The following is a 22,879-nucleotide window of genomic DNA, read 5'->3' on the forward strand; positions in this document are numbered from 1 at the left end:
ACCGGAGGTACGTGACCGTGTTCTCCTCCCACAAGCGGCTTCTCCCTCTCCTCCTCGCCTCCCTGCTGGTCGGCGTCGGGCTCGCTGTCCCGTCGGCGGCGCGGGCGGCCAACCCGGCACCCCAGGTCGCGCCGAGCGTCCGGGAGTGGACCGGAGGGACCGGCGTCTGGACGCTGGCCCCGTCGTCCCGGATCCTGCTCGACCCGGCACACGCCGCCCAGCTGTCACCAGCCGCGACGGCGCTGCGCGTCGACCTCGGCGCGATCAGCGGCGCCGACGTACCGGTTGTCTCGGCGGCGACGCCCGGGACCGGTGACATCCTGCTCACGCTGGCGAGCACCGACGCCGGGATCGGCGATCAGGGCTACCTGCTGACCGCCGGCTCGACCGTCGTGATCCGCGCGAACGCGGCGGCCGGCGCGTACTACGGCACCCAGACCCTGCTGCAAATGATCAAACAGAGCGCGACGAGGACGACAGTTCCGGCGGGCACCATCCGGGACTACCCGCAGTACCGGGACCGGGGAGTGATGCTCGATGTCGGCCGGCACTTCTACGAGATGGACCACCTCGAGAACCTGCTCCGCCGGATGGCGTGGCTACGCCTGAACACGCTGCGCCTGCACCTCACCGAGTGGAACGGCTTCCGGCTGCGCAGCGACCGGTACCCCGGGCTGGCCTCGGCGCAGTCCTACAGCAAGGCGGACCTGCGCCGGTTGCAGGACGTCGCCAAGCGGTACCACATCACCATCGTTCCCGAGATCGACCTGCCGGGGCACGCCACGGCGATGACGACCTACGACCCGACGATGAGGTTCACCTGCTCGTCGATGGACTACGCGCCCTGGCCGGGCGGTGAGAGGGGCGGCTGGACGCTGAACCTCACCAAGGAGAACGCCCGGACGTTCGTGATGAACCTGCTGTCGGAGTTCGTCCCACTGTTCGACGGCCCCTACTTCCACATCGGCGGCGACGAGTACCAGACCGACGCCGCCAAGAACTCCTGCCCCGAGCTGGTCAGCTACGCGCAGGCGCGCGGCTTCCCGTACCCCGGTGACGTCTTCACCGAGTTCATGAACCTGATGAACGACAAGGTGCGCTCGTACGGCAAGACGGCGCAGCTGTGGAACTGGTGGGAGACGAACGGCCAGCAGACCAGCATCAAGCCGGCCACCAACATCGTCCTCACCCCGTACACCGGGTCGCTGAACTACTTCTACAACCTGGGCTACACGGTCGTCGGCGTACCGGAGAGCACCCTGTACGTGACTCCCGGGCTCAACCTCTACGTCAACACCAAGAACGTCTACGAGAGCTGGGCGCCGGACCAGAACGCGAAGGTCAACGGCTACCAGATGGCCCGCTGGTCGGACGCGATGGAGCACCAGACCGACGAGTGGTTCGACCAGTACGCGAAGCGGCCGACCGAGGTGCTGGCCGAGCGACTGTGGGGCGGCCCCCGGTCGAGCACCGTGGAGGCGTACTTCGCCCGGGTGGACGCGATCGGCGACGCCCCGGGCGTGCCGAGCGTGGTCCAGGTCAACGACAACACCACGGGGACCGGCGACAACCAGTTCAGCTACTCGGGGACGTGGTCCTACGGGGCCAACGGCAGCAGGCAGTTCCAGCGCGACGACCACTACAGCAGCACCCTCGACAGCGCGTACCAGGTGCGGTTCACCGGCAACAAGATCAAGCTCTTCGCCGCCAGGGCGGCGAACCACGGCCGGGCGGGCGTCTCGGTCGACGGCGGCCCGGAGACTGTCGTCGACCTGTACTCCCCGACCCGGGTGGACCAGGCGATGGTCTTCACCAGCGGGCAGCTCGCGCAGGGCCCCCACGTCCTCAAGGTGCGGGTGCTGAACAGCAGGAACGCCAGTTCGTCAGGTACGGCGGTCACGGCGGACAAGGTCGAGGTGTCCCGGGCGGCGACCCCGGCCGCGGTGTTCGACCCGGCAACCGAACACCGCGTGGTCAACCGCAACAGCGCCAAGGTGCTGGAGGTGCCGGCGGGCAGCGGGGACGGCGCGAACGCCATCCAGTGGTCGGGCAACGGCGCGGCACATCAGCGCTGGACGCTCGTCGAGGCCGGCGGCGGCTACCACCGCATCGTCAACCGCAGCAGCGGCAAGGTGCTGGACGTGCCCGGCTCCTCCACGGCCGACGGGGCGAACGTCGTGCAGTGGACGTACCACGGCGGTGCGAACCAGCTGTGGAGCGTCATTCCGGTCGGCACCAATTACAAGATCATCAACCGGAGTTCCGGCAAGGCGCTCACCGTCGCCAACGCCGCCACCACCGACGGCGCCGCCGTCGTCCAGTCCACCTACCGCGGAGGTACCGAACAGCAATGGACCATCACCCGATGAACGGCCGGTGGACGGCGGCCCGGGCGGGCACCGCCGCGACCGTCGCCCTGCTGCTCCTGCTCAGCCTGTTGGTGCCGGCGACCGCCGGGCACGCCGCGCCCACGGCGACGGTGAACTACCCGGTCAACCAGGCGTTCAACGGCAGCAGCACCTTCCTCGACAGGTCGGCCGACCTGTCGAGGGTGGCGAACCTGACCCAGGGGGCGATCGCCGTCCGGTTCCGGTCCACCAGCACCGCCGTCGCGAAGAGCTTCTTCAGCGCCTCGCACACCGCCGACGACTCCAGCAACCTGTCGTTCTCCCTCAACGGCGGCTCGGTGTACTTCGAGAACCGCGAGAACGGGGCGTACGCCACCCAGATGACCGCCACCGGCGGTCCCTACAACGACGGCGTCTGGCACACCGCCATCCTGACCGTCGGCACCGAGGGCACCCGCCTGCACGTCGACGGGGTGCTTCGCGCCACGCACCCCTCCACCCGGTTCTTCGCGAACGTCCGGGACCTGAACGGCATGTGGATCGGCCGCAACGTCGACGCCCAGGGAGCTCAGTGGCACTACAGCGGTGACCTGGACTACGTGCGGGTGTACGGAACCCCGCTGACGGCGGGCGAGATCAGCGACCTGAGCATGCGCATCGACTACACGATCCCGTTCCTGGACCTCAAGGACGACGCGCGCCGTCAGGTGCTCACCGACCGCCAGGCCGGGCAGTACCTCGGGCACCCCGACACCGTCCTGCTCGACGACGGCCGCACGATGTTCGCCGTCTACCCCATGGGCCACGGCACCGGCCAGATCATCCTGAAGCGCAGCGACGACGGTGGCCGCACCTGGAGCGGTCGGCTCCCCACCCCGGCGAGCTGGGCCACCAGCAAGGAGACACCCACCCTCTACAAGGTGGTCAAGCCGAACGGGGCGACCCGACTCCTGCTGGTCAGCGGCCTTCCGGCGAGTCCGGGCGGGTTCAAGACCGCGTACTCCGACGACAGCGGCCGGTCCTGGTCGGAGTTCACCCACCACTTCGCCGACGCCGGCTTCGCCGGGTACGTCGCACACGCCACGCTGGTCCGGCTGAAGAAGGCCGACGGGTCGTGGGACTTCCGGTACCTGGGCGTCTTCCACGACGGTGGCTACAACAACTGGAAGACGTACCTGACCTTCGACGCCGCCGGCAACGCCGTCTGGAGCACGCCGACCCGGCTGCTCGCCGCGCACAACACCATCGAGAAGTACGCCGGCCTCTGCGAGATCGAGATCATCCGCTCGCCGGACGGTCGCCAGCTCGCGATGCTCGCCCGGGCACAGCACAAGCGCACCAACGCCATGGTCGCGTTCTCCAACGACGAGGGGAACACCTGGACCGAACCGCGCGAGATGCAGGGCGCCCTGATGGGCGAACGGCACGCCGCCACGTACGACCCGGCGTCCGGTCGGCTCGTCATCACCTTCCGCGACATCATCCGCAACAGCGTGAGCAACACCGGCGCGTGGGTGGCCGGCGACTGGGTGGCCTGGGTCGGCACGTACGACGACCTGGTCAACTCCCGGGAGGGGCAGTACCGGGTGCGGTTGCTGGAGGACTTCACGCCCTCGGTCAAGAGCGGCGACACCGGTTACGCCGGCAACGTGGTGCTGCCCGACGGGACGTTCGTGCTCACGTCCTACGGATACTTCGACCCGGCCGACACCAGCTACCCGTACATCATGACCGTCCGGTTCAGCCTGAAGGAACTCGACGCCCTGAACGGCTCGTTCGACCCGACCGCGAGCTACACGCTCACGAACCGGGCCAGCGGGAAGGTCATCGAGGTCGCGGTCGCCGCACCGGGTGACGGCGGCGACGCCGTGCAGTGGGCCGACAACGGTGGTGTGCATCAGAAGTGGTCGATCGTTCCGCTCGGCAACGGGTACCACCGCATCGTCAACCGCCGCAGTGGCCGCGCCCTGGACGTGGCCGGCAGCTCGACGGCGGACGGCGCCGACGTGATCCAGTGGACGTACACCGGTGCGGCCAACCAGCAGTGGCGCATCACCCGGGTCGGCACCCACGTCACCATCACGAACCGCAACAGCGGCCGGGTGCTCGACCTCGACGGGACGATCACCGACAACGGGGCGGACGTCGTCCAGCGCACCGCCACCGGCGCGACCCGCCAACAGTGGTCCCTCTCCTAGGACCGTCGTCGCAGGACGCCGCGGGCTGCTCCAGCAGCCCGCGGCGTCTCGCTTCCACAGGTGTACGCGTCAACTCCCCGACGCCGACGCCACAGCTCTGCCGGTGACGGTCAGGTCGGCCACCGTGGTCCACGGCCCCCGGTCACCGGCCTCGCTCAGTGCCCGCAGGCGCAGGTACCGGCCGCTGCGCGCGGCGGTGAACGGCACCACCTTCTGCGTCGCCGTGTCGGCGAGGGTTCCCGAGGCCACCGGCGTGCCCCAGTTGCTCGGGCTGTCCGACACGTACACCTCGTAGCGGCCGATCCGGCCGTTGACTCCCCCGTCCTGCCGGGGCAGGTACCGCAGCCCGTCGACCTGGTACGTGGCGCCCAGGTCGAGCTGGATCTCGTGCGGCAGGGGCGCGGCAGTTGTCGACCAGGCGCTGTGCCAGAACGTGGACGTGCTGCCGTCGAAGGCGTTCGTGGCCGCGCCGTTCTCCGCGCTGGTCTCCTCGCTGTCGGCGTACACGAGTCGCCAGTTGTCGCGCGGGATCGGCGGCGGCGTCGTGCTGGTGCCGGCGACCGGGAGCACCGCGCCGTCGATCCGGGTCTGGAACGCGGCGCCCCGCGACCCGGCCTTGATCCGCAGCACGCCGTCGGCGTAGAACCAGCCGCTGCTCGCCGAGTCGTACGCGGCGCGGGTGGCGAGCGACGGCAGGGTCTGGCCGGCGACGGTGACCGCGCGGGGAGCGGCCGCCAGGTGGGCGGTGAACTCGTAGGAGCGCGACGACGGCTTGCCGGCGTACGTGCCGACGGAGGCGCCCACGTCCACGGTGACCGTCCCGGTGCCGGACGTCGGTGCCGTCATGCTGACCTGCTGGGTGGCGTAGGCGCCGCTCTGGTAGGCGCGGGTGATGCCGTCGTCCTCGTAGAGGGTGAAGCTCGACGAGCCGCGCGGATACAGGTCGTAGGTGAGCGTGGAGACCGGCTTCTCACCCGTGTGGTTCATCTGCGGCCACATCGGCACGATGGAACCGCCCTTGACGAACAGGGGCAGCCGGTCGAGCGGCGCGGCGTACCCGTTCAGTGTGAGCGGGCCCTGGTAGACCCGGCCGGTCCAGTAGTCGGTCCAGGTGCCGGCCGGCAGGTAGATGCCGTCGCGCAGCTCGGTGTCGGAGACCACCGGCGCCACCAGGAACGCGTCGCCCGCCATGAACTGCCCCGACGTGGCGTTGCCCCGGGCGACCGGGTCGTTGGGATATTCGAGCACCAGGGCCCGGGTCGCCGGTACGCCGGTCACGCTGGCCACCCGGCTCATCGTGTAGTGGTACGGCATCAGCCGCATCTTGAGCTGGAGGTACCGGCGGTTGATCGACAGGTACGGCTCGGCGTACCGCCAGGGCTGCTTGTCCTGGTAGCCGGCCGCCGGGTTGGTCACCCCCCAACCGGACATCGTCATGAACGCCGGCGTGAACGACTTCCACTGCAGGTCCCGCACGTAGGTGTTCGGGCTGCCACCGAAGATCCCGTCGACGTCACCGGTGGCGTAGTTGAAGCCGGACAACCCGGCGCCCGCGACGGCCGGCACCGTCCACCGCATGTCGTCCCACCGGCCGTACGTGTCACCGGTCCAGACCACGGCGTTGCGCTGGGTGCCGGCCCACCCGTCGACGGTCCAGACGTAGCGACGCGCGTCGGAGTTGCGCTCGATGCCGTCCACCGCCTGCTGGACGCCACGGAAGGCGTTCTGGTAGCCGCCGCCGACCCAGGCGACGTCGGTCTTCACGCCACGGGTGCCGGCGGCGCCGACCTCGTAGTCGATCGACGACAGGCCGGCCGAGGTCCACAGGCCGGTCTGGAAACCGAGCGCCTTGGCGCCGGCGACGGTGGCGGGCAGGTCGGTGTAGCCGCAGCCGTACCCGTCGTTGGGCAGGAACCAGCCGGACGGCATGTCCTTGGCGCGGGCCTCCCGCGCGTACGAGAGCACGTCGGGAGTCCGCTGGTGCCCGGCCCGGTTGTGGTCGCCCTGGTAGGCGGGGTTGGACGCGTTGAAGCAGTCGGCGTTGCCGAGTTCGAGGCCCCACATCGGGCTCAGGAACGGCTTGCCGGTCACGTCGGTGTACGCGCCGAGCACACCCTTGAGCGAGTCGCCCACGAAGTAGTAGGCGTCGAACCGTTCCTCGTTGTGGGTGGTGGTCACCGGTGCGGTGAAGCCGTACGAGCCGGGTGCCCACGTGTTGCGCAGGACGCCGTAGCCGTTGGTGGACAGGTAGAAGGGGGCCGGACTGGCGTTGGTGTTCTCCCGCCACTGGTTGTCCACGGCGATCGGCACCGTCTTGTCGCGCAACGCCCACTCCCCCAGGCGCAGGCCGGTGCCGTAGAACTGCTCGTCGGTGGCGCGGGCCAGCCGTTGGGTGGTGCGACCGGCGGTCCAGTCGAGCGGTTGCGCCTCCCGCCAGATGAGCCGCCCGTCGGGGCGCTGGACCTGCATCGTCAGAGGGCTCTTGGTGATCCGGATGACCACCGCCGAGGTGGCGATGCGGAAGGCGGTGCCCTCGTCGGTCGCGGTGCTGGCGACCGCACCGAAGTCGGTCCGCACGGTGATCTCGTTCGCCGCCGGTTCGGTGAAGGTGCCGTTCGGTGCGACCCAGACGCGGAAGATGTCCGCGCGGGCCAGTGTGAGCCGGATGCGGGCGGCCGTGCTGGTGGCGATGGTGTACGTGTTCCCGGCCCGGGTGAGGCCGGTCGCGCTTCCCGGTGTGCCCGCGCGGGCGGGTACGGCGTGCAGCATCGCGGCGAGCAGGATGAGGACCACGATGGCGGCGCGGCGGGTGTGCGCGGGCAGCGATGACCAGATCATCGTTTTCTCCCGGTGTGGTGAGGGGCAACATTCACGAAGACCGATGAGATGGAATGCTGCACCTGCTTGACTCAAGATGCAATAAGTAGGCCGCGATTTTGCATCGAGTTACATCTTTGCCAGGAGCCCCGTCAGACCTGGAGCACCGTGACACCGGCCTGCTCGACGAGGCTCACCTGCTGCGGGTCCGCCGCCCGGTCGGTGACCAGAGTGTCGATGTCGCCCAACGGGCAGATCCGGTTGAAGCTCCGGCGGCCCAGCTTCGAGGAGTCCGCGACGACGATCGTCCGCGCCGCGCTGGTCACCATGACGTGGTTGACCGCGGCCTCGCCGTCGTTGTGGGCGCTGGCGCCGTGCTGGTGGTCGATCGCGTCCACCCCGAGCACGACGACGTCCAGCGCCACGGACGCGAGCATCGTCTCCGCGATACGACCGACCAGCTCGTAGGACTGGGGGCGGGCCGTCCCACCGGTGAGCACCACCCGGATGTGCGGACGCACGATGAGCTCGTGGGCGATGTTCAGCGCGTTGGTCACCACAGTGGCCGCCGACAGCTGACCGCTCGCGTCGGTACGCAGCGCGAGCGCCCGGGCCACCTCGGTCGTCGTGGTGCCACCGTTGAGCCCGACGGTGCTGCCCGGTGGGATCAGCGCGAGGGCGGCCGCGGCGATCCGCTGCTTCTCCGATGCCTGCCGCACCGCCTTGTAGCGCAGCGGCAGGTCGTAGGAGACGTTGGTGACGACCACGCCGCCCCGGGTACGGGTCACCAACTGCTGGGTGGCCAACTCGTCGAAGTCACGACGGATGGTCGCCGTGCTCACGCTCAGCTCGCGGGCGGTGGCCTCGATGTCGAGTTGGCCCTCGACGGCGACCATCTCCAGGAGCCGGTGCCACCGCTCGCGCTGGTTCACGTTCCACTCCGGTCGCTCCGCCCACCCATGCGGCCATCTTTGCATCTGTGATGCAAAGCCCGTACCGCACGTGGCCGAGGGGCGTCAGGCCGGGGTGAGTCGCCAGTGCTGGGAGGCGCTGCCGGTGTCGGCCAGCTGCACGATCACGGCCCCGTTGGTGCTCGCCCCACCGGCCACGGCCAGGACCTTGCCGGTCTGCACGTTGACCAGCTTCACGAAGTCGCCGGACGCCGCGACGACCCGCCACTGCTGGTTACCGCCGCCGGTCGCGGTCCACTGGATGACCCGCGCCCCCTCCGCCGTGGAGCTGGCCTCGACGTCAGCCAGCAGACCCGAACTGACGCTGGTCATCGTGGTGACGCCACCCACCGCGCCGGCCATCAACCACGCCTGGTTGGCGCCGCCGTTGGGGGTCCACTGGATCAACTGCACGCCGGTGGCCCCGGACAGGTCCGGCACGTCGAGGGCCTTGCCGCTGGCCCGGTTGACCACCGTGTGGCGAACGGCGCCCGACTGGCCGCTCAGGGTGGCCTCGAAGGGGATCGGCTGGGCCTGCGTCTGGTGCAGGTCGAAGACCACAATCTCGTTGGCGCCGACCCGCAGCCACGGCGCCGGGCAGTAGAGCCGCTGCTGCGGCCCCACCTTCCAGTAGCGGCCCAGGTTGCGCCCGTTGACCCAGACCACGCCCTTGGTCCACCGGGACATGTCCAGGTACGCGTCGCCGGTCTGGGTGAGGTTGACGGTGGCCTTGAAGAAGATGCCGGGCCGCGCGGCGTTGGTGATCACCGGACGCAGACCGGCCACGAACGTCTCGTCGACGGGCAGCAGGTGGGTCTGCCAGTTGGTCAACGTGCCGGTCAGGGTGCCCGCGTCGACAAGCGACACCCGCTCGGTGATGCCCTTGCGGTCGACCAGCGCCTGGCCGAAGTTGTTGCGGCCCATGCCCTCGACCAGGATGTCGAGCGTGGGGCTGCCGCTCGCCGAGGTCTTCAGCGCCAGCGGCGCGTCGCGCACCGTCACGCCGAGCGGCGTCGTGTAGGTCGCCGGCAGGTTGCTCCGGGACATGGCGCCCTGGTAGACGCCGTCGAGGAACACCGTCGCGTAGTCGCGCACCGACCTGACGTCAAGCGTGGCCCGGGTGTAGCCGGGAAGGACCCGGCGGTAGAGCATGAAGCCGGAGTTCTGGCCGTACATCTCCATCGGTTGCGGGTTCGTCTGGGTCGGCAACGCGGCCGGCAGGTTGTCCCACAGCGAGGCGTACGGGGCCGGCAGCACCGCCTGGGCGCCGGTCCGCACGATGGTGGGGATCGGCGCCGGGACGGCCGGCAGCGTCACCCCGAGGGCGGTGCCGATGATCTCCCGGTAGGCCGGGTACAGCCGCGACGGGCCGCCCTGTTCGGTGATCGGCGCGCCGTAGTCGTAGGTGGTGATGTCCGCCTGGTAGCCGGAGCCGTCGTTGGCGGCGTTCGCGCCGGCCCAGTACCCGAAGTTCGTCCCACCGTGGATCATGTAAAGGTTGAACGACAGGCGGCCGGCCATCAGACCCCGCAACTGGGTGGAGATGTCGGTGTTCGATCCGGCGAAGCCACCGTCGGCCCAGTGGGTCAACCAGCCGGTGTACAGCTCACCGGACATCGCCGGAACTGTCGGGAAGGACTGACGGGCGGCGGCGATGGCCGCGGCGTCACCCCCGCTGAGCGCGACCGCGCCGCCGGTGACCACGGTGCGGTTGCCCTGCACCTGACCCAGGCCGTCCTCGGTGTAGAACGGCCCGTTGATCCCGGCGCGCAGCCACAGCTGCCGCAGCTCCTCCAGGTACGTCGTGTCGCTGCCGTACGACCCGTACTCGTTCTCGATCTGGACCATCAGGATCGGCCCGCCGTTGGCCACCATGAGCGGCTTGACCAGCGCGGCCAGCGCGTTGATGTAGCGCGTGACGGCGGCCATGTAGATCGGGTCGGCGGCGGTGCGGACCCGCAGTTTGATGGTCGGGTTGCGCAGCAGGTACGGCGGTAGCCCGCCGAGGTCCCACTCGGCGCAGACGTACGGGCCGGGGCGCAGCAGCACGTACATGCCCTCGGCCTGACACAGCCGGATGAAGCCGGCGATGTCCCGCCGATCGGTGCTGAAGTCGAAGACGCCCTGCCGCTCCTCGATGTGGTTCCACATCACGTAGATGGCGATCGTGTTCATGCCCATCGCCTTGGCCATCTGGATCCGGTGCCGCCAGTACTGCACCGGGATGCGGGCCGGGTGCATCTCGCCGCTGCGGATCTGAAACGGCTGGCCGTCGAGCAGGAAGTTGCTGCCGTCGGCGGAGAACCCGAAGGTCTGCGCCGCCGCGGCGCTGGCCGGGCCGCCCGACGCCAGCATCGCCGCGAACGGACTGAGCACGCCGATGGTGAGGAGTTGGCGCCGTTCCATGGGGTCTCCTTCGGACAGGCGTCGCCGGCGGCGGTCGCGGGCCGGGGACGGGCCCGATCGCCGAGATGACGAAGGTGGTCGATGCAGTCGAGCCTGCCAGACGACGCAACATGATGTAAATATCTGAGCCCTATCCGGCATCTTCGATCAGCGGAACGTCCTGACCGCACCGTCCACGACGGACGAACAGGTCGGCGCCCGCCGCCCCACGTCGATCTATTGACGACCGGTGCGGCGTCCGGCTAGCGTCCCGACATCAGATATCCGACGTCTTATGCCTTGTTTCCCCCCGCCCACACCCCCGTCCCCCGAAGGAGTCCTGTGTCTCCTGTCCGAGCACTACCGCGCCGAGTGATCGCGGTCGTGGCCGCCGTCCTCGGCGTGGCCGCGATCCTGCCCGCCACGCCAGCCCACGCCGCCCCCGCGGGCGTGAGCGCGACCGCCAGCGCCGACTGCACGACCGGCCGGCTCAACCTCCGGCTCACCAACGGCAGCACCACCGCGCAGACCTTCACCGTCACCTGGCCGGGCCGCACCAACTCCCCCTGGACCCGGACAGTCGCCGCCGGCAGCAGCAGCAGCGAGCTGTACTGGACCCTCCCGGCCGGCACCGCGTACACCCTGCGGACCACCACCCCGACCGGCCTGGACGACACCTCCGCCGGCATCTTCCACTGCGGCACCGGCATGTCCGCGCTCACCAGCTACGACTGCACCGCCGGGCGACTCCAGCTCGCGCTGGAGAACCGCACCACGACGGCCCGGGACTTCACCGTCACCTGGCCCGGTCGCACCGGGTCCCCGTGGACCCGCACCATCGCCGCCGGCGGCAACTACCTGCACTACTGGACCGTCGGCGCCGGCACCGCGTACACCCTGCGGGTCACCGCCCCCGGTTTCGACACCACACTGCGGGGCACCGCCGGGTGCGGCCTGAGCGCCGGCACCCCGCAGATGAACACCACTGCGGTGCTGACCACCCAGAGCGTCATCCGCAACCTCAACGGCCCGAACGGCCGCTACGACGGCACCTCGGCCTCGGTCCGCATCCCGGGCATGGCCGTCACCAACAACGGCACCGTCATCGCCGTCGCCGACGCCCGGATCAACGGCTCGTACGACCTCGGCGGCGGCACCAACAACATCCAGATCGCGATGACCCGCAGCACCGACGGCGGCCGGACGTTCGACCAGCCGCGCGTCATCCACGCGCCCGCCACCACCAGCGAGGGAGCGGGCGACCCGAGCCTGCTGGTGGACCGCCGGACCGGCACCGTCTACTGCTTCTTCACGTACTCCCCCCGGCCGGGCATCAGCTTCTGGTCCGGCTCGTCCGGCCTCAACACGGCCAACGACCCGAACAGCCTGCACCTGCAATACATCACCAGCCGGGACAACGGCGCCACCTGGAGCGCCCCGGTCGAGCTGAACCCGACGATCAAGGTCGCGAGCTGGCAGCAGGCGTTCTTCTCCTCCGGGCACGGCATCCAGACCAGCACGGGCCGCCTGATCCAGCCGTTCGTCTACCGGGACGGGGCGGGTCTCACCCAGACCGCCAACGTCTACAGCGACGACAACGGCGTGACGTGGCGACGCGGCGGACCCGCCGGCGGGAACATCAACGAGAGCAAGGCGGTCGAGCGCGGCACCGGGGCGATCGTGCAGAACATGCGGCACAACAGCACCCGTAGCCGGTTCTACTCCACGTCCACCGACGGCGCTGTGACGTTCGGCCCGGCCACCGCCAGCGCCCTGCTGACCGACCCGCTCTGCAACGCCGACGAGATCTCCTACCTGCGCCCGTCGGAGGTGGGCGCGAACGGCGCACCGGTGCGTACCCGCACCGCCCTGTTCAGCAACAACGCGGCCCCGGCCGCGCGCAACGACCTCACCGTCCGGCTCTCCACCGACGACGGCGCCAGCTGGCCCGCCCGAGCGCTGGTCAAGCCGGGCGGGGCGGGCTACTCCACGATGGCGGTGCTGAACGACGGCACGGTCGGCAACCTGTACGAGGTGGGCAACACCGGCGGGATCTTCTTCGCCCGCTTCACCGTGGACTGGGTCAAGGGAGCCTGACCCACGAACCACCCGCCCCCGGTGCCGGCGCCACGCCGGCACCGGGGGCGGCGCCGTTCTTCCGCTCAGTCGTCGAGGGTGCGGATCACCTCCCCGGTGTCCAGCCGGGGCAGGCGTTCCCGTGGGGTCGCCGGGCCGGGGTGCCCGAGGTTGAGCAGCAGCAACACCTCGTGCCGACCGTCGGGGAAGAACTCCCGCTGCACGCCCGCGACGTCGAAGCCCGCCATCGGGCCGGCGGCGAGCCCCGCCGCGCGGACACCGACGATCAGGTAGCCGATCTGCAGGGTGGCGTTGAACCGGGCCTGCTCCACCCGGGCCGCCCGGTCCGCCAGCCAGTCCCGGGCCTGCGGGCGGTGCGGGTACAGCTCGGGCAGCCGCCGGTGGAACTCCACGTCGGCGGCGAGGATCGCGGTCAGCGGGGCACGGGCCGTCGCGACCCGGTTGCCACTGGACAGGTGCGGCAGCAGCCGGGCCCGGGAATCCGGCGAGCGCAGCAGCAGCACCCGCAGCGGCTGGCCGTTGTACGCGGTCGGCCCGTACCGGATCAGGTCGTGGATCGCCGCGACCTGGGCGTCGGTGACCGGCTCGTCGGTGAACGTGTTCGCCGTGCGGGCCGCCCGGAACAGCAGGTCCTGGGCGGCCCGGTCCAGCGCGAGCAGGTCCGGTGCGGTCGGTGCCGTCACGTCGGCGAACCGGCGGTGGTGTAGCCACCCCGGTGGTGCACCAGCGGCGCACCGTCGCCGCCGTCGCCGAGCGCCAGCGGCTCGGCGATCACCAGCGAGTGGTCGCCGGCCGGAACCCGGTGCACCACGCGGCAGAGCAGCCGGGCCAGCACGCCGCCGAGCAGCGGAACCCCGAACGGTCCCGACGTCCAGTGCGGGTACGCGGCGAACCGGTCGATGCCGCTGGTGGCGAAGACCGTGGCGGCCTCCCGCTGCCCGGCCGCGAGCAGGTGCACGGCGACGTGCTCGGCGCGGGCCACCACCGGCCAACTCGACGACGCCGTCCCGAGGCAGAACGAGACGAGCGGCGGGTCCAGCGACACCGACGTGAACGAGGTGGCGGTGAACCCCGCCCGGATCGGCGCGCCGATCCCACCCAGGCAGGCCGGGTCGGTGCCGCGGGCGACGGCGGTGACCACCGTGACGCTGGTGGCCTGCCGGCGCAGCAGCGCGCGGAACAGGTCCCCGTTGACCGGTCGCAGCTCGACGGCGCCCGCCGAGGGTCGCTCCACGGTGGTCACGCCGACACCAGGGCGGACGCGGCGTACGCGCTGGCCGGTCGGGGCAGCCCGTAGTGCTCGCGCAGCGTCCGACCGGTGTACTCGGTGCGGAACAGCCCTCGGGAGCGCAGCACCGGCACCACGTGGTCGACGAAGTCGGCGAGCCCGCCGGGCAGGTGCGGCGGCATGATGTTGAACCCGTCGGCGGCGCCCCGGGTGAACCACAGCTCGATCTGGTCGGCGATCTGCTCCGGTGTGCCGGCAACGACCCGGTGACCCCGACCGCCACCGAGCCGGCCGATCAGCTGCCGGACGGTGAGCTTCTCCCGGCGGGCCAGGTCGGTGACGAGTTGGTAGCGGCTCTGGTGGGCCTGCACGGTGCCGGAGTCCGGCAGCTCCGGCAGCGGCCCGTCCAGCGGCAGGCCGGTCAGGTCGATGCCGAGCATCCCGGAGAGCTGCGCGAGGGCGTACTCGGGGACGATCAGCTCCTCCAGCTCGGCGGCGAGCGCCCGCGCCTCGGCCTCGGTGCCGCCGATCACCGGCGCGATGCCGGGCAGGATCTTCACCAGGTCCGGGTCCCGGCCGGCGGCGGTGACCTGCCGGCGCAGCTCGGCGTAGAAGCGCTGCCCGTCGGCGAGGGTCTGCTGGGCGGTGAAGACCGCCTCGGCGTAGCGGGCGGCGAAGGCGATGCCGTCCGGCGACGACCCGGCCTGCACCAGCAGCGGCCGGCCCTGCGGCGGGCGGGGAATGTTGAGCGGGCCACGGACCTGGAACTCCGGCCCCCGGTGCGCCACCTCGTGCACCCGGTCGGTGTCGGCGAACACCCCGGCCGTGGTGTCGAAGACCAGCGCGTCGTCCTCCCAGCTGTCCCAGAGCTTGATCGCCACGTCGACGAACTCGGCGGCCCGCCGGTACCGGTCGGCGTGCGCGGGGTGGCTGTCCCGGTTGAAGTTGACCGCCTCCCGCTCCTGGGCGGAGGTGACGATGTTCCAGCCGGCCCGGCCGCCGCTGAGGTGATCCAGCGAGGCGAACTTGCGGGCGGTGTGGAACGGCTCGTTGTAGGTGGTGGAGACCGTGGCGATGAGGCCGATGTGTTCGGTCACCGCGGCGAGCGACGCGAGCAGGGTCAGCGGTTCGAAGACGGCCTGGATGTTGTGGCGGGGGTTCGGCCCCACCGAGAGACCGTCGGCGAGGAAGAGTGAGTCGAGGGTGCCGCGTTCGGCGATCCGGGCCAGCTCCTGGAAGTGCCGCACGTCGGTGACCCGACGCGGGTCGGTGCGGGGGTGCCGCCAGGCCGCCTCGTGGTGGCCGACGCCCATCAGGAACGCGTTGAGGTGCAGGGTGCGGGTCATTGGTGTCCGTCCTATCCGGCAGTGACGTCGACGCGCCAGGTGGAGAAGCGACGTTCGAGGGCGACGAGGAGTTGGTTGACGACCAGACCGATGGCGGAGATCGTGATGATCCCCGAGTACATGTCGGCGATCGCGAAGTTGTACTGCGCGTAGTTGATGAGGTAGCCGAGCCCCGCCTTCGCGCCGACCATCTCGGCCGCGACCAGCACCAGGATCGAGTACGCCCCGGCCAGCCGGACGCCGGTGAAGATGGTCGGCACCGCGGCCGGCAGGATCACCTTCTGGAACAGCCGCAGGTGGTTGAGCCCCATCGAGCGGGCCGACCGGATCAGCAGCGGGTCGACGCCCTTCACCCCGGCGATGGTGTTGAGCAGGATCGGCCAGGAGCACGCGTACAGCACCAGGGCGATCTTGGAGGTCTCCCCCAGGCCGAGGATGAGCACGAACACCGGCAGCAGGGCCAGCGCCGCGGTGTTGCGGAACACCTCCAGCAGCGGGCTGAGCAGCTCGGCGAGCGGCCGGTACCAGCCGATCAGCAACCCGAGCGGGATGGCGGTGAGCACCGCCAGGCCGAGCCCGGCCAGCGACCGGGTCAGGCTCGCGCCCACGTGCTCGGCGAGCTGCCCGCTGCGCAGCAACTCCCACCAGGCCACCAGCACCTCCGACAGCGGGGGCAGGAAGACCCGGTCCACCAGCCCGAGCCGCGGCGCGCTCTCCCAGATCGCGGCCAGCGCGACGATCGCGACACCGCGGTGCAGCACCCTGCCGCCGAGGCCGAGCAGCCGGCCGGCGGGGCCGCGGGCACCGGATCCGGGGGCGGCCGCCGCGTCGGGCGCGGTCGTCGGGGCCGCCAGCCGGGTGGGACGTTCGGCGATGTCAACCAACGCGGGCCTCCTCGGTGTGGGCCGCCGCCGGCGCCGCGCGCCGCGCGTCGGCTCCGGCGACGACGGAAGTACGACCACCACCTGCTCCGGGGTGGGCGGTGCGGCTGCCGGTGGCGCCTTCGGCGGCCTGGGCGGCGCGCACCTCGTCGCGCAGCAGGGTCCAGATCTGGTGCCGGTGGTGGCGGAACGCGTCGGTGGAGCGGACGTCCTCGGCCGCGTCCCGGTCGCCGAGGTCGATGTCGATGACCTGTTTGAGCCGACCGGGCCGGGACGTCAGCACCGCCACCCGCTGTCCCAGGTAGACGGCCTCGTCGATGCCGTGGGTGATGAACACGACGGTCTTGCCGGTGCGGGCCCAGATCCGCACCAGCTCGTCCTGCAACGAGTCGCGGGTCTGCGCGTCCAGGGCGGCGAACGGCTCGTCCATCAGCAGCACGTCCGGGTCGTACGCGAGGCTGCGGGCGATGGCCACCCGCTGCTTCATCCCGCCGGACAGCTCGTGCGGGTAGCGGTCGGCGAACCCGCGCAGGCCCACCAGGTCGAGGTGGTGCTCGATCAGGGCGGCCCGTTCGCCCCGGGGCACCCCCTTGGCTTCGAGACCGAACGCGACGTTGCCGGCGGCGGTGCGCCAGGGCAGCAGCGCGTACTGCTGGAAGACGATGCCCCGGTCCAGGCCGGGGCCGGTGACCGGCCGGCCGTCGACGAGCACCCGCCCACCGGTCGGTTCGGTGAGCCCGCCGAGCAGGTCGAGCAGGGTGGACTTGCCGCAGCCGCTGGGGCCGACGACGACCAGGAACTCGCCCGGGCGTACCCCGAGGGTGACCTCGTCGAGTGCGGTGACCGCGCCGGCCGCGCCACGCCGGCCGCCGCGGACGCCGAAGGTCTTGCTCACCCGGTCAAAGAGGATCTTGTCGGTGTTCACGCGCTGCCACCGTCCACGAAGGGGTTGAACCGGTTGGTGTAGAGGTCGGCGGGCTTCGGACGGTCGCCCCTGAGCTCGCCCTCGGCGGCGAGCCAGTCGATCCAGGTGCCGAACTCCTGCTCGTCGATCACCCCGCCCCGGCCGGCGACGCCGCTGCTCTTCCAGTACGCGACCAGCGACGGGTCCTCGTTGCGACCCCGCTTGCCGATGATGTCCCGCATCCGGGCGACAACGGTCTCCCGGGGTTGGGTGCGCGCCCACTCGATGGCCTTGCCGACCCCGGTGACGAACGCCCTGACGGTCTCCGGGTTGCGCTTGATGAAGTCGTCGCGGAAGACGTAGGTGCCGCCGCTGAACGCGCCGAGCAGTTCGTAGTCGGTGACGATGGTGCGGATGCCGCCACTGGCGACCGCCTTGTCCCGGATCACCCCACCGAGCACCGCGACGTCGATCTGTTGCTGTCGCAGCGACTGCTCGGTGTTGACCGGTGGCAGCGCGACCAGCTCGACCTGCCTGATCTCGGCGGGGGTGAGACCGCCGCGAGCGAGCCAGGTCTTGAGCACGGCCTCGGCGTGCGCGCCGAGGGTGTTCATGCCGACCTTCTTGCCGATCAGGTCGCGGGGCCCGCGGATCGGGCTGTCGTCGAGCACGTAGTAGCCCTGGAAGGTCTGCGCGTCCGAACCGTAGTAGCTGACCACCGCGGTGATCGGGGCGTTGGCGGCGGCGAGCTTGACGATGGCGCCGTTGAACGCGCCGCCGAAGTCGCTCTGCCCGGTGGCGGTGGCCTGGATGTCCTGCGGACCACCGGTGACGTTACCGATCCAGGTGAGTGTGACGTCGCCGAGGTAGCCGAGGTCGGCGGCGAGTTCGGGGAGGGTGACCTGGCCGACGGAGCCCTGGTAGCGCAGCTCGCTGACCTGGTCGCCGCTGGCGGTGGCGGCACCGCCGCATCCGGCGGTGGCGGCGAGCACGACCAGCGCGGCAGCGGTGGCGAGGGTACGCCGAACGGCATGACGGGGTGGGGACATGAGGAGTCTCCTGATCTGTCCACGATGGGAGTGGGGACGCCCGGATGGGGGCGTACGGGCACGCACGCTGCTCCGCGTTGAGCGGGCGGGCGGTGGGAGTGCGGCGCTGGAGCCGAGCCGGCTGAACCGGTCAGCTCAACAGAGCGCGCTCGCGTGCCGGACCAGGTCGATGTGCACACGAGCGGTGAGGAGAAGCTCATCCCGCTGCGACATGACCCCATGCTGCCGGGCGTCGGATCGAGCGGTCAACGGCCTTCCAGAAGATGAGACTTCTATCGCCGCCGATGTTACGGAGCCCTTCTGGCAGCGTTTACCGTTCCGCAACACCTATCTGTTTGATAGGGATACCGGTGTCGGACGGGCACCGTCCAGGACGGACACCGAGAGGGTTTCAAAAGTTGTCGGTTCGGGCATGTTCGATCTCGACACGGCAGGGAACGGTGACGAGGGGAGACCTCCGATGGGCCTCATGTTTCGCAAGCGCAAGAAGTACGGTCCGATCATCCTGAACTTCACCGAGAACGGCTTCTCCTCGTGGAGCATCAAGATCGGTCGCTGGTCCTGGAACTCCAAGGCGCGTGCGCACCGCGTCGACCTGCCGGGTCCGCTGTCCTGGAAGCAGGACAAGTCCCGGTCGTAAACCTCCCGGGAGTCGAGCGGGGTGCCGGTGATTCACCGGCACCCCGCTCGGCGTCCACAACCCCCAAGCCCCGCCCCGCCCCCGCCCTCCTCCCCCGCCGATCTTGCAGTTACTGTTGGCGTTTCGCGTGGAATACCCGTTATGCCGAGACAGAAAGTGCAAGATCGCGTGGGGGTGGGGATCTGGGGATCTGGGGGTCAGCGGGTCAGGCTGATGATCTCGTCGCCGGCCAGGCGGCCGGACTCGCGGTCGCGGCGCACGTCACCGGCGTCGAGCAGGTCGGCGAGCGCCTGGTTGGCGTCGGCGGCCCGATAGAGGGTCGCGGTGAGGGTGTGCCGGCGCAGCTCGGTGACCGGCCGTGGCCCGCCCGCGCGCAGCTCGGCCAGCAACTGCTGAGCCAGCGGTTCGAGGTCCGGATCGCCGAGCACGTCGACAGTGGTGCCGGTCGGGTCGAGGGGGTCGCGGTAGCGCACGCCGTGGTCCGCGCCGACCGCCCAGAGCGCGTCGCGGATCGCCTCCAGACTCCGGTCGGAGCGGCTGCCAAACGCGATCACACCGGCGGCCTCGCCGCCGGGCAGCACCGGTGCCACCTCGGCGACCAGGGGAAACCCTGCGGAGACGAGCACGTCTCGGGCGCTGTCGGTGGTGTGCAGCAGTAGCTCCCCGGTCCGGCCGTTGGTCGCGGCGGCGAGCACCTTCGGCGTCACCGCGCCGGCCAGGTCCACGAAGGAGAACAGTGGCGCGCCGGCAGCCCCGGCGGCCTTCACGGCGACCGGCAGCCGGTACGCGTCGCCGGGCAGCAGGTGCACGGTGACCTCGGCGGGCAGCTCCGCCTCGATGGGGCCGAGCCGGGCCGGCAGGTCGGCGTCGGCCGCGTCGGCCAGCACCAGCACCGTCACCTGCCGGCCGCGCACCTGGTCGCCGTGTGCGGCGACCAGGCGCAGTGCCGCCTCCGCGCTGCCCGCGTCGACGCCCGCGAGGGCGACGGTGGCCCGCCGGGAGCGGTGCAGGGCCGCGGCCAGCCAGGTCGTCAACTGGCGGACCAGCAGCTCGCGGAGGAAATCAGTGGTCCGGTCGGTCGGCATCGGTCCGTTCTACCGTACGGGCGGTCAGGCCGGGACGGAGATCCCCACCCCGCCCCGGGTCTGCCCGCCGTAGCGCTGCCGCTCGGCGTCCAGGTCGAGCCGACCGATCTGCTTGCGGGCGGCCAGCGCGGTGTCGTCGAGCAGGTTGGCCGGGATCAGCCAGACCACCTCGAACTCCAGACCGTCGGGGTCCCTGCCGTAGAGGCTCTTGGTCGTGCCGTGGTCGGAGGTGCCGACCAGTGCGCCGGCCGCGACGAGCCGCTCGGCGGTGGCGGCCAGCTCGTCGAGCGTGTCCACCTCCCAGGCGAGGTGGTAGAGGCCGACGGTGGACCGACCAGCGGTCGACCGCCCGGCGCCCGCGCCGATCTCGAAGAGGCCGAGGTCGTGGTCGTTGGTGGAGTCGGGGGCCTGGAGGAAGGTGGCGCCCCGGAAGCCGTCCGGGGTCATCGCCACCGGGCGGAAGCCCAGCACGTCGCTGTAGAACGCGACGCTGCGGGCAAGGTCACTGACGTAGAGGACCGCGTGGTTGAGCCGATGAATACCCATGACCCGAGGCTAGCGCGATTTAGTTGAACATTCAACCATCGGGGGTATGATGGCGGTCATGACCCGCTGGCTGGACCCCGACGAGCAACGCACCTGGCGCGCGTACCTGACCGCTTCCCGGGTGCTGATGGACACTCTCGACCGCGAGCTGCAACGCGACGCGGGCATGCCGCACGCGTACTACGAGATCCTGGTCCAGCTCTCCGAGGCCCCCGGTCGCCAACTGCGGATGAGTCAGCTGGCCCAGGCCGCGGGGTCCTCACGCAGCCGGCTCTCGCACGCCGTGGCCCGGCTGGAGGCCGCCGGCTGGGTGCGCCGCGAGGACTGCCCCACCGACCGGCGCGGGCAGATCGCGCTGCTCACCGACGAGGGTTTCGCCACCCTCGCGGCCGCCGCGCCCGGCCACGTCGAAGGGGTACGCCGACACCTGTTCGACGCGTTGAGCCCCGCCCAGGTCGACCAGCTGCGCCGGATCAGCGAGACCCTGGCCGAGCACCTGACCGGATCCTGACCAATCGACACCGGCGCGGGTCTTGTACTTACCGTCGTCGGATGAGCACGATGGGGCGTGTCTTCCGGCTTCGGTGAACTGACTGATCAGGCGCACCACCTCGTGTCCTCCGGCGATCTTGCCGGCGCACAGCAGCTGCTGTCCGACGCGCTCACCGACGCCGACCCCCGCCCGGCCAACGCCACCCCCGAGCTGGCCGAGGCGGCCAGCCTCCAGGCGCGGGTGCTGATCGCCCTCGGTGAGCCACACTCGGCCCGGGGGTGGGCCGCCTTCGCGTACGCGGCCACCACCCGCCTGCACGGTCGCGCCGACCCACGCACGGTGGCCGCGGCCGCCACCCTGGCCGCGGTGCTGCACCGGGTCGGCAGTCACTCCCGGGCGGCGCGGCTCTACCAGGAAGTCATCATCGAGCTGACCGCGCAGGACGGCCCGGAGTCGCTGCGGGTGCTCGCCGCGCACGCCGACCTGGCCACCGTGGAGTACGCGCGAGGCCAGTGCACGGTGGCCCGCGACCGCCTCCAGGACGCCTGGGAGCTGCACCGCGAGGTGTACGGCGACGGGCACCCCAGCGGCATCAAGATGCTGGCGCGGCTCGGGGCGATGCAGCGCGACTGTGGGCAGTTCGCCGAGGCGCACGACAACCTGGCGCTCGCCCGTGAGTTGTGCCGGCAGCACCTGCCCGCCGACGACCCGCTGGCCACCCAGGTGGCGGCGCTGGCCCGGGCGGCGGCGAATCCCGATCACGTCTGCGCCGACAACCCACCCACGGCCCGCGACACGCCCGTCGTACCGGCCGCCCGCGTTGCACCGCACGACGACGGGCCGACCGACTCGGGCCACCACCCGTCGGCAGCCGCACCCCACCACGCCGGGGCGGTTCCGAACCCCCGGCTGCCCTCCGACGAGGCGGTCGGGTCGACGGGCGGCAGGTGGCCGACCGAACCGGTGGACGGCCCCCCGCCCCACCCCGCCGACCCTCCGGTGCCCCCGTCGGTGGTCGGGCTGGCCGGCGGCGCGCAGGAGCAGCCCGGGGTGTACCGGCTGCACCGTCCCGCCGACTCGTTCCCATCGCCCGACTCGTACCCGCCGCCCGACCAGCACGCGCCGCCCGACTCGTCATCGCGGTCGGAACCGTACGCACCGGTTGAGCCGTACACGCCGTCGCGGCTGCTGCCGGTGCCCGTGCACCGCGCGCCGCCGGAACAGCGCAACCGACTCGTGCCGGTGCTGGTGGCCGGCGTGGTAGTGGTGCTCCTCGGCGCGGCGGCGGTGATCGCCGGGGTGGCCCGGGTCGACGGCGACGACGAGCCGACCCCGCCGCCGGCCAGCGCCTCCCCCACCGCCGGCGCGCCGGCCAGCACCGCGCCCGCCCCGGGCGGCTCGGCACCCACGTCGGCTGCCGCCGCGGCGCCGCCCGGCACCCCACCCACCGCGGTGACCCTGCGCGACAACCGGGACAGCATCGCGCTGAACTGGACGTACCCGGCCGGCAGCGAGGGCCCGGTGGTCATCGCGGGCGGGCGCACCGGCCAGACCCACAACATCTTCGCCACGTTGCCGGCGGGCACCACCAGCTTCGTCATCTACGCGCTCAACCGCACCAACGACTTCTGCTTCACTGTCGCGGTCGCCTGGTCCACCGACACCGTGGCCCAGTCCAAGCAGGTCTGCACCAGCCGCCGCTGACCCGCAAGCCACTACCCTGCCCGCCACGCCCCGACCCTGCCCGCCACTGCACCGCCGGCTACGCCCCGCAGACCTCACTCAGCGTGAGCTACCCGTTGACGAACCCGCCGTGACACCCCGTCACACCCGACGCCCCGCCCACAACTCCGGCCCAGGCTTTGCTCTGCTTACCTATACGCACCATCTCGGACGAGCAGCTGAAACGTCG

At 71.2% G+C, this 22,879-nt stretch carries 18 protein-coding genes; 6 read left to right on the top strand and 12 right to left on the bottom strand.

All coding sequences use genetic code 11. The features are described from left to right. The first annotated feature begins 17 nt into the window (after positions 1-17). Both AB0C03_RS01805 and AB0C03_RS01810 read left to right on the top strand, forming a co-directional pair. Complete coding sequence (locus AB0C03_RS01805; protein WP_357633566.1) at positions 18-2,369, top strand: family 20 glycosylhydrolase; 2,352 nt, start codon at positions 18-20, stop codon at positions 2,367-2,369. After that, positions 2,351-4,546, top strand: a complete 2,196-nt coding sequence (locus AB0C03_RS01810; RefSeq protein ID WP_357633569.1) for an RICIN domain-containing protein — start codon at positions 2,351-2,353, stop codon at positions 4,544-4,546. Before AB0C03_RS01805 ends, AB0C03_RS01810 begins: the two co-directional genes overlap by 19 nt. 69 nt (positions 4,547-4,615) lie before the next feature. Here the strand turns inward: AB0C03_RS01810 and AB0C03_RS01815 are convergent, their stop codons facing one another. The 3 genes from AB0C03_RS01815 to AB0C03_RS01825 form a co-directional block, all read right to left on the bottom strand. Further along, the gene (locus tag AB0C03_RS01815) at positions 4,616-7,384 is read right to left on the bottom strand and encodes a TIM-barrel domain-containing protein (protein WP_357633573.1); all 2,769 of its coding nucleotides are present in this window, start codon (positions 7,382-7,384) and stop codon (positions 4,616-4,618) included. 131 nt (positions 7,385-7,515) lie between these two features. Then, positions 7,516-8,295 (bottom strand): DeoR/GlpR family DNA-binding transcription regulator, encoded by a 780-nt coding sequence (locus tag AB0C03_RS01820; protein ID WP_210865739.1) that lies wholly within the window; start codon positions 8,293-8,295, stop codon positions 7,516-7,518. Between the two features lie 84 nt (positions 8,296-8,379). Further along, entirely contained in the window at positions 8,380-10,719 is a 2,340-nt protein-coding gene (locus tag AB0C03_RS01825) for a beta-galactosidase (RefSeq protein ID WP_357633576.1), read from the bottom strand. Between the two features lie 321 nt (positions 10,720-11,040). Between AB0C03_RS01825 and AB0C03_RS01830 the strand changes: the two genes are divergently transcribed. Beyond that, the gene (locus AB0C03_RS01830) at positions 11,041-12,795 is read left to right on the top strand and encodes an exo-alpha-sialidase (protein WP_357633579.1); all 1,755 of its coding nucleotides are present in this window, start codon (positions 11,041-11,043) and stop codon (positions 12,793-12,795) included. Positions 12,796-12,860: 65 nt separating this feature from the next. Here AB0C03_RS01830 and AB0C03_RS01835 read toward each other — a convergent pair whose 3' ends face one another. From AB0C03_RS01835 to AB0C03_RS01865, 7 genes are all read right to left on the bottom strand, one after another. Then, a complete protein-coding gene (locus AB0C03_RS01835; protein ID WP_357633581.1) occupies positions 12,861-13,478 on the bottom strand; it encodes a malonic semialdehyde reductase in 618 nt (205 codons plus the stop codon). Next, positions 13,475-14,038 carry a flavin reductase family protein gene (locus tag AB0C03_RS01840; protein ID WP_357633584.1) on the bottom strand — a complete coding sequence of 188 codons (564 nt, stop codon included), beginning with the start codon at positions 14,036-14,038 and terminating at the stop codon, positions 13,475-13,477. The genes AB0C03_RS01835 and AB0C03_RS01840 overlap by 4 nt, the downstream gene beginning before the upstream one ends. Then, positions 14,035-15,369, bottom strand: a complete 1,335-nt coding sequence (locus tag AB0C03_RS01845; RefSeq protein ID WP_210865740.1) for an LLM class flavin-dependent oxidoreductase — start codon at positions 15,367-15,369, stop codon at positions 14,035-14,037. Before AB0C03_RS01845 ends, AB0C03_RS01840 begins: the two co-directional genes overlap by 4 nt. 11 nt (positions 15,370-15,380) lie before the next feature. Then, the gene (locus tag AB0C03_RS01850; RefSeq protein ID WP_357633588.1) at positions 15,381-16,253 is read right to left on the bottom strand and encodes an ABC transporter permease; all 873 of its coding nucleotides are present in this window, start codon (positions 16,251-16,253) and stop codon (positions 15,381-15,383) included. Next, positions 16,246-17,175 carry an ABC transporter ATP-binding protein gene (locus AB0C03_RS01855; protein ID WP_036411787.1) on the bottom strand — a complete coding sequence of 310 codons (930 nt, stop codon included), beginning with the start codon at positions 17,173-17,175 and terminating at the stop codon, positions 16,246-16,248. The genes AB0C03_RS01850 and AB0C03_RS01855 overlap by 8 nt, the downstream gene beginning before the upstream one ends. Continuing rightward, a complete protein-coding gene (locus AB0C03_RS01860; protein ID WP_357633593.1) occupies positions 17,172-18,203 on the bottom strand; it encodes an ABC transporter substrate-binding protein in 1,032 nt (343 codons plus the stop codon). Before AB0C03_RS01860 ends, AB0C03_RS01855 begins: the two co-directional genes overlap by 4 nt. Positions 18,204-18,338: 135 nt before the next feature. Beyond that, positions 18,339-18,416: a putative leader peptide gene (locus AB0C03_RS01865; protein WP_357592331.1), complete on the bottom strand. Its 78-nt coding sequence runs from the start codon at positions 18,414-18,416 to the stop codon at positions 18,339-18,341. Between the two features lie 247 nt (positions 18,417-18,663). On the opposite strand from AB0C03_RS01865, the gene AB0C03_RS01870 reads away from it, so the two are divergent. Then, a complete protein-coding gene (locus AB0C03_RS01870) occupies positions 18,664-18,843 on the top strand; it encodes a DUF4236 domain-containing protein (protein ID WP_030333600.1) in 180 nt (59 codons plus the stop codon). Between the two features lie 197 nt (positions 18,844-19,040). On the opposite strand, the gene AB0C03_RS01875 is transcribed toward AB0C03_RS01870, so the two are convergent. Next, positions 19,041-19,928 (bottom strand): hypothetical protein, encoded by an 888-nt coding sequence (locus AB0C03_RS01875; RefSeq protein WP_030333599.1) that lies wholly within the window; start codon positions 19,926-19,928, stop codon positions 19,041-19,043. Between the two features lie 24 nt (positions 19,929-19,952). After that, a complete protein-coding gene (locus tag AB0C03_RS01880) occupies positions 19,953-20,474 on the bottom strand; it encodes a VOC family protein (protein ID WP_030333597.1) in 522 nt (173 codons plus the stop codon). Positions 20,475-20,523: 49 nt separating this feature from the next. Here AB0C03_RS01880 and AB0C03_RS01885 point away from each other — a divergent pair, with 49 nt between their 5' ends. Next, complete coding sequence (locus AB0C03_RS01885) at positions 20,524-20,985, top strand: MarR family winged helix-turn-helix transcriptional regulator (RefSeq protein WP_030333595.1); 462 nt, start codon at positions 20,524-20,526, stop codon at positions 20,983-20,985. Between the two features lie 57 nt (positions 20,986-21,042). Then, complete coding sequence (locus AB0C03_RS01890; protein WP_357633598.1) at positions 21,043-22,671, top strand: tetratricopeptide repeat protein; 1,629 nt, start codon at positions 21,043-21,045, stop codon at positions 22,669-22,671. The last annotated feature ends 208 nt before the right edge of the window (positions 22,672-22,879 follow it).

Origin of the sequence: Micromonospora parva (assembly GCF_040649675.1) — a bacterium.
In the GTDB taxonomy this organism is placed as follows: Bacteria; Actinomycetota; Actinomycetes; order Mycobacteriales; family Micromonosporaceae; genus Micromonospora; species Micromonospora parva.